13 protein-coding genes are annotated in these 15,727 nt (G+C 54.1%); 9 read left to right on the top strand and 4 right to left on the bottom strand.

The features are described 5' to 3' along the window. Window positions 1–107: 107 nt before the first annotated feature. Complete coding sequence (locus HCH_RS05770) at window positions 108–503, top strand: hypothetical protein (RefSeq protein ID WP_148212485.1); 396 nt, start codon at window positions 108–110, stop codon at window positions 501–503. A gap of 7 nt (window positions 504–510) precedes the next feature. Beyond that, window positions 511–1,506, top strand: a complete 996-nt coding sequence (locus HCH_RS05775) for a hypothetical protein (protein WP_148212486.1) — start codon at window positions 511–513, stop codon at window positions 1,504–1,506. Here HCH_RS05775 and HCH_RS05780 read toward each other — a convergent pair. Next, complete coding sequence (locus tag HCH_RS05780; RefSeq protein WP_041598449.1) at window positions 1,463–1,930, bottom strand: GNAT family N-acetyltransferase; 468 nt, start codon at window positions 1,928–1,930, stop codon at window positions 1,463–1,465. The two genes, HCH_RS05775 and HCH_RS05780, sit on opposite strands and share 44 nt — an antisense overlap. Window positions 1,931–2,094: 164 nt before the next feature. Here HCH_RS05780 and HCH_RS05785 point away from each other — a divergent pair, with 164 nt between their 5' ends. Both HCH_RS05785 and HCH_RS05790 read left to right on the top strand, forming a co-directional pair. Further along, on the top strand, window positions 2,095–2,880 hold the full coding sequence (locus tag HCH_RS05785) for a PhzF family phenazine biosynthesis protein (RefSeq protein WP_011395228.1): 786 nt from the start codon (window positions 2,095–2,097) through the stop codon (window positions 2,878–2,880). A gap of 104 nt (window positions 2,881–2,984) precedes the next feature. Then, window positions 2,985–3,488, top strand: coding sequence for a hypothetical protein (locus HCH_RS05790; protein ID WP_011395229.1), 504 nt, complete (start codon window positions 2,985–2,987; stop codon window positions 3,486–3,488). A 50-nt stretch (window positions 3,489–3,538) separates the two neighbouring features. On the opposite strand, the gene pbpG is transcribed toward HCH_RS05790, so the two are convergent. The 3 genes from pbpG to HCH_RS05805 form a co-directional block, all read right to left on the bottom strand. After that, window positions 3,539–4,480 carry a D-alanyl-D-alanine endopeptidase gene (gene pbpG, locus HCH_RS05795; protein ID WP_011395230.1) on the bottom strand — a complete coding sequence of 314 codons (942 nt, stop codon included), beginning with the start codon at window positions 4,478–4,480 and terminating at the stop codon, window positions 3,539–3,541. Window positions 4,481–4,908: 428 nt separating this feature from the next. Beyond that, window positions 4,909–8,304 carry a hypothetical protein gene (locus tag HCH_RS05800; protein ID WP_011395232.1) on the bottom strand — a complete coding sequence of 1,132 codons (3,396 nt, stop codon included), beginning with the start codon at window positions 8,302–8,304 and terminating at the stop codon, window positions 4,909–4,911. After that, window positions 8,297–8,827: a hypothetical protein gene (locus HCH_RS05805; RefSeq protein WP_041598450.1), complete on the bottom strand. Its 531-nt coding sequence runs from the start codon at window positions 8,825–8,827 to the stop codon at window positions 8,297–8,299. The genes HCH_RS05800 and HCH_RS05805 overlap by 8 nt, the downstream gene beginning before the upstream one ends. Window positions 8,828–9,189: 362 nt before the next feature. On the opposite strand from HCH_RS05805, the gene HCH_RS05810 reads away from it, so the two are divergent. From HCH_RS05810 to HCH_RS35100, 5 genes are all read left to right on the top strand, one after another. Further along, entirely contained in the window at window positions 9,190–10,506 is a 1,317-nt protein-coding gene (locus HCH_RS05810) for an ABC transporter substrate-binding protein (RefSeq protein ID WP_011395234.1), read from the top strand. Between the two features lie 133 nt (window positions 10,507–10,639). Beyond that, on the top strand, window positions 10,640–11,500 hold the full coding sequence (locus tag HCH_RS05815) for a carbohydrate ABC transporter permease (protein WP_011395235.1): 861 nt from the start codon (window positions 10,640–10,642) through the stop codon (window positions 11,498–11,500). 7 nt (window positions 11,501–11,507) lie between these two features. Continuing rightward, window positions 11,508–12,338: a carbohydrate ABC transporter permease gene (locus HCH_RS05820; protein WP_011395236.1), complete on the top strand. Its 831-nt coding sequence runs from the start codon at window positions 11,508–11,510 to the stop codon at window positions 12,336–12,338. Window positions 12,339–12,356: 18 nt separating this feature from the next. Continuing rightward, window positions 12,357–13,463, top strand: coding sequence for an ABC transporter ATP-binding protein (locus HCH_RS05825; protein WP_011395237.1), 1,107 nt, complete (start codon window positions 12,357–12,359; stop codon window positions 13,461–13,463). After that, on the top strand, window positions 13,456–15,720 hold the full coding sequence (locus HCH_RS35100; protein WP_011395238.1) for an L-iditol 2-dehydrogenase: 2,265 nt from the start codon (window positions 13,456–13,458) through the stop codon (window positions 15,718–15,720). Before HCH_RS05825 ends, HCH_RS35100 begins: the two co-directional genes overlap by 8 nt. Window positions 15,721–15,727 lie beyond the last annotated feature (7 nt).

Here is a 15,727-nt window from a genome sequence, read left to right on the forward strand (position 1 = left end):
GCTTGCGCTATAAAGAGCCCGGTATTGCGATCGCTCTTTGATAACAAAGTACGTTGCGGGAAGAGCGATGACGCAAACCAGGAATCAAGGGAACTATGGAGAAGGAAATGAAATACCTTGCGACAATCGCCCTGGCGCTAATACCCGCACTGACCCCCGCTTATGCTTTGCCCTACACGGTTAATACACCAGAACTGCTTACCATAGAGGCAAGTTATACAGCGCAGAACGCGGAAGATACATGGCAGTACGCGCCGCCTGAGGCAGATATCATTCCACGTAGCCTAATTGCCAAGGGAGAGTTTTCCGCTTTAAGTAGGTACAGGCAAGAGGGCGATTATTTCTCATTCCTCTCGCAGGATGCATTGAAAGAACTCTATTACTCCGCATCGAAAGGAAAAAAGACTATTTATGCAGCGAACTTGATCGTTATTCCAGAGCCAGGGATTGCTTACCTCTTAATTATCAGTTTAGCCTTACTTCTACTCCGCAAACCTTCGTAGAGCATGCGTGCCAAAAGAATTCCACCTATCCAATCAAGTCAATCGGCTGTTGAAGCGTTGTCTCCTGCACGCCTTTGTTTTGGTTGCGATGTGGGTGGCGTTATTCGGGCCGTGGCGAAGTAAGTTTTTTGAGTGGTCGCCTTATCTTGAGAAACATGGGACGGAGCTTTTCGTCGTTTTCTTATGTGTCTGGTCTGTGCAGTTGCTTCGCTTTATACGCCGAGGCGCTATTTCCGCCATTGCGTTGCACGATAATGCGGTTCGGCTGACTTATAGCGGTTACTTTTCGGATGAGCCCATTACTGAAAGAACGCTAGAGGCGAAAGATATTTTTTACATTGGTAAACGAGGTTTTAACCTCGCGCTAGTTACCGCTGAGGGGCGTATTGAGCTGGGCGCTTCCGCTGCCGTGAATGAGTTTCTAAGCGATCTGCAAAATACTTTCCTGTTGAATAAAACGCACTATCAGAGCCTGGATAAATCTCGTTTGTATGACATTTTTCAAGCTTTACCGGCGGGAGCGCAGGCGGAGTTGGTGGGAGAGGTCATTAACGAGAAAACGGAAGCGGAGGCGCTTGCGCGCCAGCGGGAGTACTTTACGGAAAGTGAAGAAAGCGAGCCTTTTGTTCTCGGTGGAAATGTTTATGAGCATCGACGTATCAACGCGCTGCCAGAACTTTCCATTTCAGTTTGTCCCCGGTGTGCGAGCGAATCGATGTTAAGTGGTGAGTTGCGTCATGTGCATGCCGTTCCGCTTGAACTCGACGACGCGAAAGCGAAGGGCGTACGTCAAAGGCTAACTAACTCGCTTCCTCTGCTAGATAGTCGAATATATGCGTGTTTGTCATGTGGATTGGTGGTCGGTCAAACGTTGTTTGAAAGTTTGCAAGCGCAGGTCAAAAAGTATGGGTCGGAGGAACTTCGAGAAAAGTGGGAGAAAGTTTCCGACCCGGAGCAATCTACCTGTAATTCGAATGCATCTGCTGGTCCAGACGCATCGTGACCTTATCGATGCCTTCGCCAAATCCATCGATCTCTGATTTTTCTATTTCAAAGCCATAGCGGGCGAAGAAACCTTGAGTATGTTGTGAGGTCTCAATCATGATCTCTTTGCCTGGATGCAGGCGCGTCGCCTGCTTCAGCCGATGGCGTAGCAGCTGCTCGCCCAAGCCGGTTTTATGCCTTGTTCTGGCGAGCATGCCCCAGGATAAGTAGACCGTTTCCTGGTGAACGCGCAGTCCGCCGCAACCAACGAGTTGCTCTTCCTGCAGGACGACGAAATACAGATTGTCTTCGGCCTGCGTCACTGAATTGAGAAACTCACTGAACTGTTCTCTTTCATGGGGCGCGAAATATTTGCCAAGGTTGCTGTCGAAAACGCTAAGACAACCCTGTTTATGGATAGCCGAATAAGGTTTGATTTCCATGTTATGCGCCCCTAATCTCATCGCGTCCTGTCTATCAAATGAATGCGTTGCAAGATTAAGTTTCAAGTCGCTGCTCTGCAACAGATTATTTGAGCTGTAGGGGATGATCGGGACGAAGAACGCTAAGTTCGTATCAACAAAGCCGTTATAGATCGAGGAGTAGAATGGATATAAAGCTGTTTCAGGTTGACGCCTTTACGAATGAAGTCTTCGGCGGCAACTCCGCTGCGGTCTGCCCTCTGGACGCCTGGCTGCCAGACTCCCTGTTACTGAAAATTGCGCAGGAAAACGCGCTGGCGGAAACGGCCTTTTTTGTACAGGAAGAAGGGCGATTTCACTTGCGCTGGTTCACGCCGGAAATAGAGATGGATTTGTGCGGCCATGCGACTCTCGCCGCCGCTCATGTATTGACGTCGCATTTAGGCTACGAAGAAGAATGCATCGTATTTTCCTCCCTGAGTGGAGAGTTAAGAGTGACCAGACAAAGTGGACGGTTAACCCTGGACTTTCCCGCCAGGCCGCCAATCCCTGCGGAGGCGCCGCAGGAGGTATTGGACTCGCTCAATCTGCAACCGGTGGAAATTCTGAGCGCCCGCGATATTGTTCTGGTGTATCCGGATGAGCGCGCCATTCGAGCGCTGCGGCCTGATCGCATGCTGATGGACCGCATCAATCTGGACCCTGGCGGCGTGGTCGTTACAGCTCCGGGACAAGACGTTGATTTTGTCTCTCGATTCTTTACGCCGCAGGCGCATATCTTTGAAGACCCTGTCACCGGCTCCGCGCACTGTTCGCTGGCGCCATACTGGTCCGCCCGTCTCGGCAAGACAAAACTCACTGCGGCGCAACTGTCAGAGCGCGGGGGGCTTCTGGACTGTGAGCTGGCTGGCGACAGAGTGCTGATATCCGGCTCCGCGGTGACGTACCTGAGAGGCGTAATTTCGATCTGATCAATGGCGTTGGCGTTAACCCTAAGGAGCGTTTTTCTTTTGCGCCGGTTATGCCATTATCCGGCTTCTATTTTTGATTTTTATTGAGATAGCGGCGACTGCGGATGACTCCCGGCGAATCAGAAAAACTTATATTGGAACATGACGCAGCCCGTTTGTTTATGCGCCACTACGAGCGCCTTACGGGAACGCCCATCCGGCATATCTGGCATAACCAGCCGATCAAACCGGATGTTTCCTGCTTTTTGGAGGGCGAGCGTCTGGATTTGGAGATCGCCCACCTATATGGCTCGGAAAAAGAAGCCATGCAGCTGCTGGGTCGTGATCTGGATAGCCATACCTTGCATGAATTACAGGCGTTGGAGGCGTCCGGCGCCGATGGACGTCTGCTGAGAGCGTTAAACCGCATCCTCGCCAACAAAGCGCTGAAAACCTACAAAAGCGAGCGGGTCTGGCTGGTCATTCGCAATGCGCATCCGGCTTGGCGCGCCGATGAAATTCGGGGACTGCAGCACTGTATTCAAGTGCCTGACAGCCATCCTTTTGAACAGATATGGATGGTTGCGGATATGAAGGCGGAAAGCGGCATCGTGCAGTTGTTTCCCTGAAGGAAGGTGCAGCGGCGCTATCGAGAGATGCGCGCCGCTGTCAACTAACCTTAACTCTGTGTGTCGTCGTCCATCGCGGCGGTCTGGAAGACGCCAGAGTTTTTCTCCTGCTCGTACTTGAGCGCGGCGCCGGCGACTGGCGCGCTTTTACCGGTGACGATCCACTGTTTGATACGGTTGGCGTCGCCAACGGGCGTACGTCTGCCATAGGAGTCCAGTAGCACCATGGCGACGGGGCGCTCGCCGACATTGGCGAGCATCACCAGGCAGCGGCCAGCTTCGTTGATAAATCCGGTTTTGCTCAGATTGACGCCCCAATCACCCTGGCGCACCAGGAGATTCGTGTTGCGGAATTCCATTTCGTTTTCGGTTTCGCCCAGCTTAATCATGTAGCTGGGAGTGGTGGTGTAGTCACGGATGAGTTTATAGCGTGACGCGGTGGAGACCATTTTGACCAAGTCCGATGCGGTGGAGACATTTTCCATGGACAGCCCGCTGGGCTCGACAAAGCGCGTGTTGCGCATACCCAGGGCTCTCGCTTTATCGTTCATGGCGCTGACGAAGGCCGTCATGCCGCCAGGATAAGTGCGCCCCAGCGCCAGCGCCGCGCGGTTTTCTGAAGACATCAACGCCAACAGTAACAGTTCACTACGAGGCAAAACTGCGCCGATACGCATTCGAGAATAGGTGTTCTTCCAGGTATCGATGTCCTCTTCCGTAATCGTCAGCATCTCATCAAGCGGCAATTCCGCATCCAGCACCACCATGGCGGTCATCAGCTTACTGATGGAGGCGATAGGCGCCACGGTTTCCGGATTTTTGGCGAATAAGGTAACGCCGCTTTCTACATCCACCACCTTGGCGTTCACGGACCCCAAACTGATGTTGGCCGTATCCAGGCTTTGCAGGTTTTCAGGAAGAGTGGTTTCAGAGTCAGCGAGTACAACCGAGGAACAGAATAAAAGAGACAGAGCGATCAGGATGTTTTTCATAAGTGGCGCAACGTTGTAGTCAGGTCTGAAAAGAATCTTGCCGCACAAACCCCGACCGTAAACGGGTGTAAGGCGTGAATCAGGGCTTATTGTTCTAGCATAGACCAATTGTATGATTTTGCATCCCTGGAACGACAAAATTACACAATTCTATACCTTTTTAATCAAAAGATTATGGTGCTCTTTTAATGTAGTTTGGGTCAATGGGAAATCCGGTATAAAGCAAAGGTTTAGCTCGGATTAGGGGGCGCCGGGCAGGGTTGTTTATTGGCTTCCATGAATACGGATATGTTGGATTTTTTCCGGTGGAAAACTGGCTATGTGGCAGAGAAAGTCCAGCCTCATACAGTTTTAACATTACTGGCTTTTGCTATTTGCTGATATCGATTTGAAAGGCGCGGTGGGACGCGCCTTATTGATGAAACAATCTACTTGCTGCGTTTCTTCGCTTTTTTAGGCGCTGGTTTTTCCTGACTGTAGCCAAGAATCATGGCCTCGAACGCCATGGATTGCGCCAGTGACAGCGCGGCGCTTTCATTCTGGACGGGGATCTGTCCCGCGCTTTTCAACTCCTCGTCCTCCATACAGGTGCGGAAGTAGAGATTATGCACGCCGCATTCAAACATGACGCTGTCGCTGGCGGGAGTAATCGTCAGCGTGTAGATGGCTTCGTCATCGTCGGGGCCTTTAATAGGCTGCTTGAAACAGATGGTTTCGCCCTTGCTAATTTGGATCGCGTTTGCGTCGGGTATGGCGCGGCGACGAGTTAGACGACTGACGTCGAAAGTATACAGATCCGCCTTGTCTACACAGCGTTTGAGTTTCTTTAAGCTGCTATCTATACGCTTATCGCTTTTGAATCGCGACAGGATCTGCGGCAGCCTGATCAGCGTCGGTTCTTCATCGCTCCAGTCTCCCAGAGGAAATGACAAGCGGTGATCCATCGCTTGAGTGAGCGCGCGGATCAACGGCTCCGAATTCTGATCTTTAGTTAGGGCGACGGCGCGTGCGGCGATTAAATCCAGCCAGGGTAGAAAACGGGGCGCTGGATCGGCGAGTTGCGTTAACAGCTCAGCTATGTCTGTGCTGTATAACCACTCGCGTAAGCGGGCTTCAGGCTCTACGAAACGCATGGTGTAGAGAATCGTGTTGAAATGGTCTGCCGCCATGTGCTCCAGTTGCAAGAGGCTCGCCAAGGCAGGCTGTGCGTCGACTCCCTGAATGCGCAAGGCGCGCAGTCCCTCTCTTGCTTCGACTCTATCGGTGTCGTCTCCACTGTATTGCAACAGGTCTGTTAAATACTGGGATAAAGCAGGTATGGCCTCCGGAGAGATGTGGTTTTCTTTGTAGATGCGCTTGCATACATGGTCCAGGTCGTGTCTTTCAGGATGACCCAGGGCGTCAGCGAGCTTGTCCACATCGACATAACTGGCGAACTGGTCTTTCTTCCGTCGAGCAGGGGCTTCGGCGCAATCTTTATTGAGTGCGCGATAACTGTCCCAGGCGATTTCTTTGAGCAGGACCTGTGCGGGAAATAAGTCGCTGTAGTCGGAGTAAAGATGATAACGGACGTCCTCTGTCAGCGACGTCAGCTTAAGCTCCCCCGCTGCGCGCAGGGGGCCGCAAATGCGCGTGGCGTTACTGCGATTCCCCAACAGTCGACGCGCCCAGCCCAATAGTTCGGCATTATCCTTATCATCCGCCAACAAGGCGTAGAGCTGCCCGGATTTGATTTCCAGGTCGAAATACGGACTTTCAGTTTTACGCTTAAACAGTTTTTTAGCGGTGGCCTTGGCCGCTTTAGGATCTAACTTGCACCAGGCGATGGCGGCCTCAATATAGTTAAGCAGGGTGAAGTCTTCGATGGTCATTTCAGTATCGTCAACTTCAATCGCTGCGACGCGCGTTACGTAATACTTAGCGAACTCCGCATGCTCTTTCAGGTCGTGGTTTCCGGCGAGCCTGAAGGCGTCTCCCAATATGTGCTTGAGCAACCTGAAATGCTCACGGTGACGGAGAAGCTTTTCGGCGACCTGTAAGGCTTCGCTGGAGTCTTCCTGCAAAAATATATGCGCTGCCGTTAGATAATGGTTTTCCACATTGATCATATTATCCAGCGTCGGGCCTTCCTCTCTGCGCTGCTGGGCCTGCTCCTGCTGATTTTTCAACGCGACATCCAGAATATCGAACAGCCGCCAGGCGGCTTTGCTCATCATTTCGTTGCGACGGGGATGCTGGCTGTCCTGCAAGCATTGAATGACATACTCAAGGCGATCATCGTCTGGGGGCAGTTGTGATACTGCCGCTTCCAGCGCAGCCATTGCGTTGTCGTCGTCATACTTACCAAGAGTCAGGGTGATGCCTGAGTAAGCTTTTTTATGATCTGCGTCGTACTTCAACCCAGATTTAAACGCAGCGGCCAAAGGCAGTGACAAGCGCCTGTCTATAAGCTCTGGCTGTCGCTTGTAGGGCCACTCATTAAACGCGTCTTCAGTTCGCTCCTTGAAATAGGCGGTGACTATTTTATTGAATTCACTGTCTTGCTCCGCCAGGGCGGTCAGCGCCAGGTCATGGGTGGCGACGTCATCGGGGTATTCCGAGATCAGGGTTAGCGGATCGGCGCCGCCAGCGAGGCGTTGTTTACATTCTTCAGGCTTTAACTGTTTGATCTGAGTTTCGCCTCTGGCTTCCAGCAGGTCCGCGCGACGCGCAGGCTCCAGATGCTCAGGAGAGCAATTGGCTTGAGTCTGGTTTATCAGGTCAGTTATTTTTTGATGGTCAAGACGTCCGAATGTTGCGGAATCCGGCTTGGTTTCCAAGGCGGTCAGTGTCTCATCCAGCGCTTCTGCAATGGCTTGCGTAATGCTTCCCAGGGCGCTGGCCTGTTTGACCAGATCGATCGTGTCACGACAGGCGGCATGATTTCCCAGAAAGAAGTGCGCAAGCATCCAATAGTTCGCCAGCGCAGGTTCTTTATCGAGTAATGGTTTCTCCCGCTCGTACACTTCAAACGTTGGGGCTTGATCCATTTTGGAAGCGAAGGCGTAAGTGGGGCGGCCGGAGGGATGTCCATGCAGCCAGTCTGTGCGGCTGAATAATTGTTTGGGATCGTGGTAGTAGGGGCGTTGTTCTATTTCCGCTTTGGCGAAGGGGTTGAAGTCTTCTATGGCTTGTTTGGCGGCGTCGGAGTGTTTGCTGAACCATTCTTCTTCCTGGAAGTCTTCTTCGTTCTCATTCTCTTCATCTTCATCTTCATCTTCGTCCTCATCCATGTCATCGTCGTCTGGTTCTCTAGGGCAGTCCTCCTCCCAACGGTCGGCGACGAAGTCGGCGATGGAGAAGTACTCTTCGGAGGAGGGCTCTCCGGTTTCGTGATCGTAAATAATCACTCGGGCCGTGCCGAGAGGAGAGGGGAGCATGTTGAGAAAGCAGGTATCGCCGCTGGGGTCTCGGCCGATAATTTCGAGCCCGGTGAGCAGCCGCATAATCAGTTCGAAGTCACGGAGAGAGACTGCGATGTCTTTGGCGCTGACTTTGTCAGGCAGGCTCATCATTTCACCGGCAAGCATCCAGACATCCTGGGCGAGGCCACTGTACCTGTTGTAAGCGGTCATGCACTCTTCGGCTTCGATGACTTCAGCAGGGACGGGATAGCCGAAAAGCGCCTCTACGCGTTTGGCTTTGTCCTTGAATTTACCTTTTTGCTTGCGGGCGATGTTTAAGAAGTCCTTTCTGTCCGCGTCCTGCTGCAGGATGTAGTAGCTCATGATTTCCGCCAGCTTGCCGCCCAGCAGATCGTCTCGCGTCAGTATGGGATTATTCATTCTTACTTCCAGGAAATGCAGGTCTTATAAATGAATGGCGTGTTTGTTCTGATAAACAGCATAACTCATATTTCGACATATCCCGAACCGACACCCGGGCCAGGAAGAAACCGTGGCGCTTGAACATCAGATAGGAACGGAATACGACGAAACTGATCGACTCCGACGTGGCTTGAGGGTTGATATCGTCCGGGCCATGGCCGGTGTAGGCCTCGACGCCGGCCCAGTAAGGCGAGTCGGCGCATACCAGCTCTCCCATATGATTGAGTTTGCAAAGTATTTCCGCTATGCCTTTGGCCTGCGACGGCGAGAAATGGCTGACGAATACGCCATTTTGAATCAGCAGATTGTTCAGGTCTGCGATGTCGCAGACTTCTTCTTCGATATTATCGTTGGCGTACACCAGCTTGAAGCGGGTGAGCCGGGCGATATCCTGATAGGTGGCGCGTTCCTCAAACTCGCTCACTGAATAAAGAGTGAGCTCCCAACCAGCGCCACAGATTTTTCCCGCCACTTTTGTCATTGTCTTCTTCCAACTCCCTAAATCGGCTCGATCAGCGTTGAGCGTCGCTATCGCATCCGGTCGGCGCCGGATGCAGAAACATAATAGACGCTCATAACCGCACGCCACCTGGGGTGTACCCTAGGAGGCGTTGAAGAAACGCTGTGCAACGCCGGCTGACTTTGCCGATTCCCTGAAGAACTACGTTATATATGTACTGAATTTACAAAATTATCCCGATTTCATGGAAATTTTGTCAAAAAAGTATAATTTTTTCGATGGCAGGTATTAGAGTTGGAAACTGGATTGGCGCATAGTAATTCTGCTTTAAGTCATTAAGGCCCCCTTTGAATATAAAAATAACACTTCTTCGGAGGTAACCTATGAAGTTTCTATCCCGCGCTGCGCTGGTTTCGGCAGCGACCATTTCCCTGGGGATCTCGTCTCTCGCGTCAGCGGTTGAGGAAATCACAATCGCTACCGTCAACAACGGCCACATGATCGAAATGCAGAAGTTGAGCAGCCATTTCGAAAAGGCCAATCCAGATATCAAATTGAAATGGGTGACGCTGGAAGAAGGCGTGTTGCGCCAGAACGTCACACAGGACATCGCCAATAAGAGCGGCTTGTATGATGTGATGACCATCGGCATGTACGAAACGCCGATCTGGGGCAAACGTGGTTGGTTAAAGGAAATAAACACCGACGCGTCCTATGATGTAGACGATATTCTACCGGCGGTTCGTAAAGGACTGTCTGTCGACGGCAAACTCTATGCGGCGCCTTTTTACGGCGAAAGCTCCATGATCATGTACCGCAAGGACCTGGTGGAAAAAGCGGGCATGACCATCGAAGACCGACCCACCTGGGGACATATCAGAGACGTTGCGGCGGCGCTGCATAAGCCCAAGGACGGCGTCTACGGCATCTGCCTGCGCGGCAAATCCGGATGGGGCGACAACATGGCGTTCATCTCCACCATGGCCAACTCATTTGGCGCGCGCTGGTTCGATGAGAAATGGAAACCGCAGCTGACGACGCCCGCCTGGACTCACGCCGTCAGCTTCTATGTCGATCTGTTGAAGAACTACGGTCCGCCAGGCTCCAGCTCCAACAGCTTCAATGAGATTCTGGCGCTGTTCAATGAAGGCAAGTGCGGCATCTGGATCGACGCTACTATTGCGGCGTCATTCGTCAGCGATCCCAAACAGAGCAAGGTTGCGGACAAAGTCGCCTTCGCTCAATCACCCGTCGCTGTGACCGATAAAGGCGCAAACTGGCTATGGGCCTGGTCGCTGGCGATCCCCGCCGCCACCAAGCATGCTGACGCGGCGCAGAAGTTCGTCACCTGGGCCACTTCCAAGGAATATATTCAATTGGTGGCGGATACGCAGGGATGGGGCTCGGTTCCCACCGGCACGCGCACCAGCACCTATGAAAACCCTGAGTTCCTGAAAGCAGCGGTATTCGCATCAGCGGAGCTCAAGGCCATCAACTCCGCCAACCCGGAAGACAACACTCTGGAGCCGTCGCCCTATATCGGCGTGCAGTTCGCCGCTATCCCTGAGTTTCAGGCGATTGGCATGGCGACCGGGCAGATGTTGACCGGGGCGTTGACGGGCAGCGTGTCCGTTGAAAAAGCGCTGCAGTCCGCCAATGTGTCGGCGGATCGTCAGATGCGTCAGTCCGGCTATTACTGATCCGCACTTCGCGACATGAGATAAGCCGCCTGCGCCGACGTGTTTGTGGGCATTCACGGCGGGCTGCGGGCGGCGATTCTAACCGCGAAGCCGTCTTCGGATCTTAAGAACCCAGTTACCAGAGAGTGTTTCGATGCAACGTGCTGTAACGCGAACGTTACTCGCTCCGTCCGTCATCTCACTGTTGTTGTGGATGATCGTGCCCCTGGCGATGACGATATATTTCTCCACCATCCGTTATAACCTGCTGTACCCCGGCGAGCATAACTTTACTGGCTTGCTGAACTACGAGTTTTTCGTCACCGACCCCGGCTTCTGGCCTGCGGTGAACAATACCCTGATCCTGTTGGGATCGGTGCTGGCCATTACGGTGGTGCTTGGCGTGGCGTTGTCCGCTCTGATTGATCAGCCTTTCTTTGGTCGCGGCGCGGTGCGCGTATTGTTGATCTCTCCGTTTTTCGTCATGCCTACGGTCAGCGCATTGATCTGGAAAAACATGATGATGAACCCGGTGTATGGCGTCTTCGCCTGGATTTCCCAAACGCTGGGAATGGAGCCGATGGACTGGCTGGCGGACGTCCCCCTGTTTTCCATCATCATCATGGTGAGCTGGCAGTGGCTGCCGTTTGCGATTCTGGTGTTCGTCACCGCGTTGCAGTCTCAGGATACCGAGCAGAAGGAAGCCGCGCGTATGGACGGCGCCGCCAGCTGGCATATTTTCCGCTATCTCACCATTCCCCATCTCGCTCGCCCGGTCGCTGTGGTGATCATGATCGAAACCATTTTTCTGTTGGTGGTGTTCGCAGAGATTTATGTTTCAACCGGCGGCGGCCCCGGCTATGACAGTACCAACCTGGCGTATCTGATCTATTCCCAGGCGCTGCTGCAATTCGACGTGGGCATTGCGTCCGCAGGCGGTTTGTTCGCGGTGGTGTTGGCCAATATTGTGGCGTTTTTCCTGATTCGCGCCATCGGCAAGAACTTAACGGTGTGAGGCGGCTATGAATCTGAAGCAAAAAAATAAAGTGCGCACCTGGATTGTAGGCGTTTCCGCCTGGGGAATCGCGTTGCTGCTGTTTTTCCCCATTCTGTGGATGTTCCTGACCTCGTTCAAAACCGAACTGCAGGCGATTTCCACGCCGCCTACATTAGTGTTCGAACCGACCCTGGAGAACTTCTCGCTGGTGCAGGAGCGCAGCGATTACCTGAAGCACGCCATCAACTCCATTGTGACGTCCTTCGGCGCGACTATTCTGGCGCTGCTGATCGCCATTCCCGGCGCTTACGCCATGGCGTTTTATCCCGGAAAGCGCACCAAGGATCTGTTGCTGTGGATGCTGTCCACCAAAATGCTGCCGGCGGTGGGCGTATTGGTGCCGATTTATATTCTGTACCGTGATTACGGGCTGCTTGATACGCGCCTTGGTCTGATCATCATCTTCACCATGATGAACCTGCCCATCGTGGTGTGGATGCTGTTTTCCTACTTCAAAGACATTCCCAGGGAAATCCTGGAAGCCTGCAGGATGGACGGCGCCAGCCCCATGGGTGAGGTGGTGAAAATCGTCATGCCGCTGGCCTGGGGCGGCATCGCCTCCACTGGCCTGTTATCCATCGTGCTGTGCTGGAACGAGGCGTTCTGGTCTCTCAATCTGACTGCGGCGGACGCCGGCACGCTGACCGCCATGATCGCCTCTTACTCCAGCCCGGAAGGCCTGTTCTGGGCCAAGCTGTCGGCGGCTTCCACGCTGGCCTGCGCTCCCATCGTCGCGTTCGGCTGGTTGTGTCAGAAGCAGTTGGTGCAGGGCCTGACGTTCGGCGCCGTGAAATAGTTTTCGAGGATTTATCCGATGAGTTATCTGAATATTAAAGATCTGCATAAACATTACGATCAGTACCATGCTATTCGCGGCGTCAATCTGGAGATCCAGGAAGGGGAGTTTATTGTTTTCGTCGGCCCGTCCGGGTGCGGTAAATCCACGCTGTTGCGTTTGATCGCGGGGCTTGAGCTGGTCTCCGAAGGCTCTATCCATCTGGACGGACGGGATATCACCGAAGCGCCTTCCTCCAAACGAGATCTGGCGATGGTGTTCCAGTCCTATGCGCTGTATCCGCACATGACCGTGGCGGAAAACCTTTCCTTCGCCTTGCGTCTGGCGAAACGGCCGCAGGCGGAAATTGACCAGAAAGTGCGTTCCGTCGCCGCCTCGTTGCAACTGGATAAACTGCTGGCGCGCAAGCCCCGTGAGTTGTCCGGCGGACAGCGGCAGCGGGTCGCCATCGGTCGCGCCATCGTGCGACAGCCTAAAGTCTTCCTGTTTGATGAGCCCTTATCGAATCTGGACGCGGCCCTGCGGGTGCAGATGCGTCTTGAGCTGGCGCGCCTGCATAAACAACTTGGCACGACGATGATTTACGTGACTCACGATCAGGTGGAGGCGATGACCCTGGCGGACCGGGTGGTCATTCTCAATCAGGGGCAGATCGAACAGTGCGGTTCCCCCATCGAGCTTTATCAGCAACCGGCGAATCGCTTCGTCGCGGAATTTATCGGCACGCCGAAGATGAATATGCTGGCCATCGATCAGGTGATTCATGGCGGCGAAAGCGTCGAAGTGCGCGCCGCTGACGCCCATTTGCGCCTTCCTGCGCGGGTGTTGGCGGACAATGTCAGCGCGGGTTGGAGTCTGGGCGTGCGGCCTGAACATATTCATATCGCACCGATAGGCGATGGTCCGGTGCAGGGGCGCATTGAACTGATTGAGAACCTGGGTTCGGAAGCCTACTGCCATGTGCAAGTGAACGGCTGCGGCAATCTGGTGGTGAAATCCGCTGCGCGCAGCGGTTTGATGGAGGGACAGCAAGTGAGCCTGAACTTTGATGCGGAAGAAATGCGTTTATTCAATCCGCAAAATCAGGCGGTGTATGTGAATGGCGGGGAGACGGCTCATGGCTGATATGCGCTCTGGAGCGAACGACGCCGATTTGCTTATTAAGTTGCCTTATGATCGTTCGCAAGTAGATTCGTCTGTAGTCCATCTGGGCGTTGGCGCTTTCCATCGGGCGCATCAGGCCTATTACTTCAATGCATTGCTGGCTTATGAGGACTGCCTGGACTGGGGTATTACCGGGGTGAATTTACGGCCTGCCGACAGCCCCGCCTTTGCGGCGTTGCAGGCGCAGTCTGGAAGCTATGTGCTGAAAACTGTTTCACCCGAAGGGGAGGTGCGCTATGAAGAAATAGGCGCGCTGGTCCGTCTGCTGGATGGCGCGGTGTCTCCGCACAGCGTGGATCAATGTCTGGCGGACGGGCAAACGCAATTGGTCACCATCACGGTGACTGAGGGCGGTTATTATCTGAAAGAAGATGGTCTGCTGGATGTCGCCCATCCTGAAATCGCCGCAGACCTGCAGGGCAGTGGTCGCAATACGCTGTATGCATTCCTGCATGCGGGCCTGAGAGCGAGAATGCATTCCGGGCAAGGGCCGGTCACTCTTCTGAGTTGTGACAACCTGCGCCACAATGGAAACAAGTTGAGGTCCGGCTTTACCCAATACCTGCAGCAGGTCGGCGATGTCGACCTGCTGTCCTGGTTGCGTGATAACGCCAGTTTCCCTAACGCTATGGTGGACCGTATTACGCCGCGTCTTTCGCCTGACCATTCACGTGATGTGCGCGAGCGATTCGGCGTCGTTGACGCACTGACGGTGATGGCCGAAGATTTCGTGCAGTGGGTGATAGAAGATGATTTCGCCGGGCGGCGTCCGCCGCTGGAGCGCGTCGGCGTGACGCTGGTGGATCAGGTGCAGCCCTATGAGGAGGCGAAAATCCGCATTCTCAACGGCGGTCATACTGCATTGTCATACTTAGCCGCTCTGCGTGGGTTCCCCACCTACGACGCGGCGGTGCATGATCCTGAGCTGAGAGCTTTTGTTGAGGCCTTTGAAGAGCAGGAGGCGATTCCTGCGTTAGGCGATTCGCCCCTGGATTTACACGCCTACTGGCGCAAGGTGCTGGCCCGCTTCGGCAACCGCAATATCGGCGATCGTATTGAGCGCATTTGTGCGGACGGCGGCAGCAAGTTCCCGATTTTTATCCTGCCGACGCTGCAGGCCGGTTTCGCCGCCGGTCGCACGCCGGAGCGAACGCTGCAAGCCATTGCCTATTGGTATGTTTTCATGCTGCGAGTGCGCGCCGGGCAGGCTCCGGTTCCTTATTACGAGCCGGAATGGCCGCGGCTGGAAAAACTGTTATCCGCCCCGGATGCAGTGGAGCGTTTTATCTACGACGCAAAACTCTGGGGGGATTTGCCCCAGCGCTATCCTGCATTCGGCGACATGCTGCGACGCCATATTGAATCGGCTTCTCGCGCTTTTAACGATATCCCCTCTTTTGAAAGGAAAGACACAGTGAGTTACCCCATTGAAAACCTGACCAACCTGCAGGGCAAGACCGCACTGGTGACTGGCGCTGGCGGCGGTATTGGCGCCGCCGTGGCGGAGGCGTACCTGGCGGCGGGCGCTTCCTGCGTGCTCTGCGATTTGCCGGCAACTCCGTCGAAGGAGGCTGCGGCCGTGTTGGAGCAGTACCCCGAAACTGCCTGTTATGTGCAGGCGGACGTGACGGATATGGCCTCGGTCGATCGCCTGCTGGCGCAGTCGGTTGAACGTTTCGGCGGCGTGGACATACTGTTCAATAACGCGGCGGTATTTGATCTGGCGCCGCTGCTGGAATCTAACGAGGCCATGTATGAGCGGATATTTTCCGTAAACGTGAAAGGGGCCTTTTTCACGATGCAGAAAGTGGCGCAACACATGGTAGACTCGCAAAGGCAGGGCAAAATCATCAATCTGGCGTCCCAGGCCGGGCGCAGAGGTGAGGCGTTAGTGTCGCACTATTGCGCGAGCAAAGCGGCGATCATCAGCTATACGCAGTCGGCGGCGCTGGCGCTGGCCAGGCACAATATCACCGTCAACGGCATCTCCCCCGGGGTGGTGGATACTCCCATGTGGGAGCAGGTGGACGCGTTGTTCGCCAAATATGAAAACCTGCCTTTGGGCGAGAAGAAAAGGCGGGTGGGACTGGATGTGCCGCTTGGACGCATGGGCGCGCCGGAGGATATCTGCGGCATGGCGCTGTTTCTGGCGTCGCCGGCCTCAAACTACATCACGGCGCAGACATTCAATGTGGATGGCGGCAACGTCATGAGCTGAGCAGTAG

Origin of the sequence: Hahella chejuensis KCTC 2396 (assembly GCF_000012985.1) — a bacterium.
Lineage (GTDB): Bacteria > Pseudomonadota > Gammaproteobacteria > Pseudomonadales > Oleiphilaceae > Hahella > Hahella chejuensis.

Excerpts from the sequence above, each read along its gene's own strand:
- HCH_RS05805 (WP_041598450.1), bottom strand. The coding sequence starts at position 8,827 with ATGACAAAAGTGGCGGGAAAAATCTGTGGCGCTGGTTGGGAGCTCACT.
- HCH_RS05770 (WP_148212485.1), top strand. The coding sequence starts at position 108 with ATGAAATACCTTGCGACAATCGCCCTGGCGCTAATACCCGCACTGACC.
- pbpG (WP_011395230.1), bottom strand. The coding sequence starts at position 4,480 with ATGAAAAACATCCTGATCGCTCTGTCTCTTTTATTCTGTTCCTCGGTT.
- HCH_RS05825 (WP_011395237.1), top strand. The coding sequence starts at position 12,357 with ATGAGTTATCTGAATATTAAAGATCTGCATAAACATTACGATCAGTAC.
- HCH_RS05800 (WP_011395232.1), bottom strand. The coding sequence starts at position 8,304 with ATGAATAATCCCATACTGACGCGAGACGATCTGCTGGGCGGCAAGCTG.
- HCH_RS05820 (WP_011395236.1), top strand. The coding sequence starts at position 11,508 with ATGAATCTGAAGCAAAAAAATAAAGTGCGCACCTGGATTGTAGGCGTT.
- HCH_RS05810 (WP_011395234.1), top strand. The coding sequence starts at position 9,190 with ATGAAGTTTCTATCCCGCGCTGCGCTGGTTTCGGCAGCGACCATTTCC.
- HCH_RS05790 (WP_011395229.1), top strand. The coding sequence starts at position 2,985 with ATGACTCCCGGCGAATCAGAAAAACTTATATTGGAACATGACGCAGCC.
- HCH_RS05785 (WP_011395228.1), top strand. The coding sequence starts at position 2,095 with ATGGATATAAAGCTGTTTCAGGTTGACGCCTTTACGAATGAAGTCTTC.
- HCH_RS35100 (WP_011395238.1), top strand. The coding sequence starts at position 13,456 with ATGGCTGATATGCGCTCTGGAGCGAACGACGCCGATTTGCTTATTAAG.
- HCH_RS05780 (WP_041598449.1), bottom strand. The coding sequence starts at position 1,930 with ATGGAAATCAAACCTTATTCGGCTATCCATAAACAGGGTTGTCTTAGC.
- HCH_RS05815 (WP_011395235.1), top strand. The coding sequence starts at position 10,640 with ATGCAACGTGCTGTAACGCGAACGTTACTCGCTCCGTCCGTCATCTCA.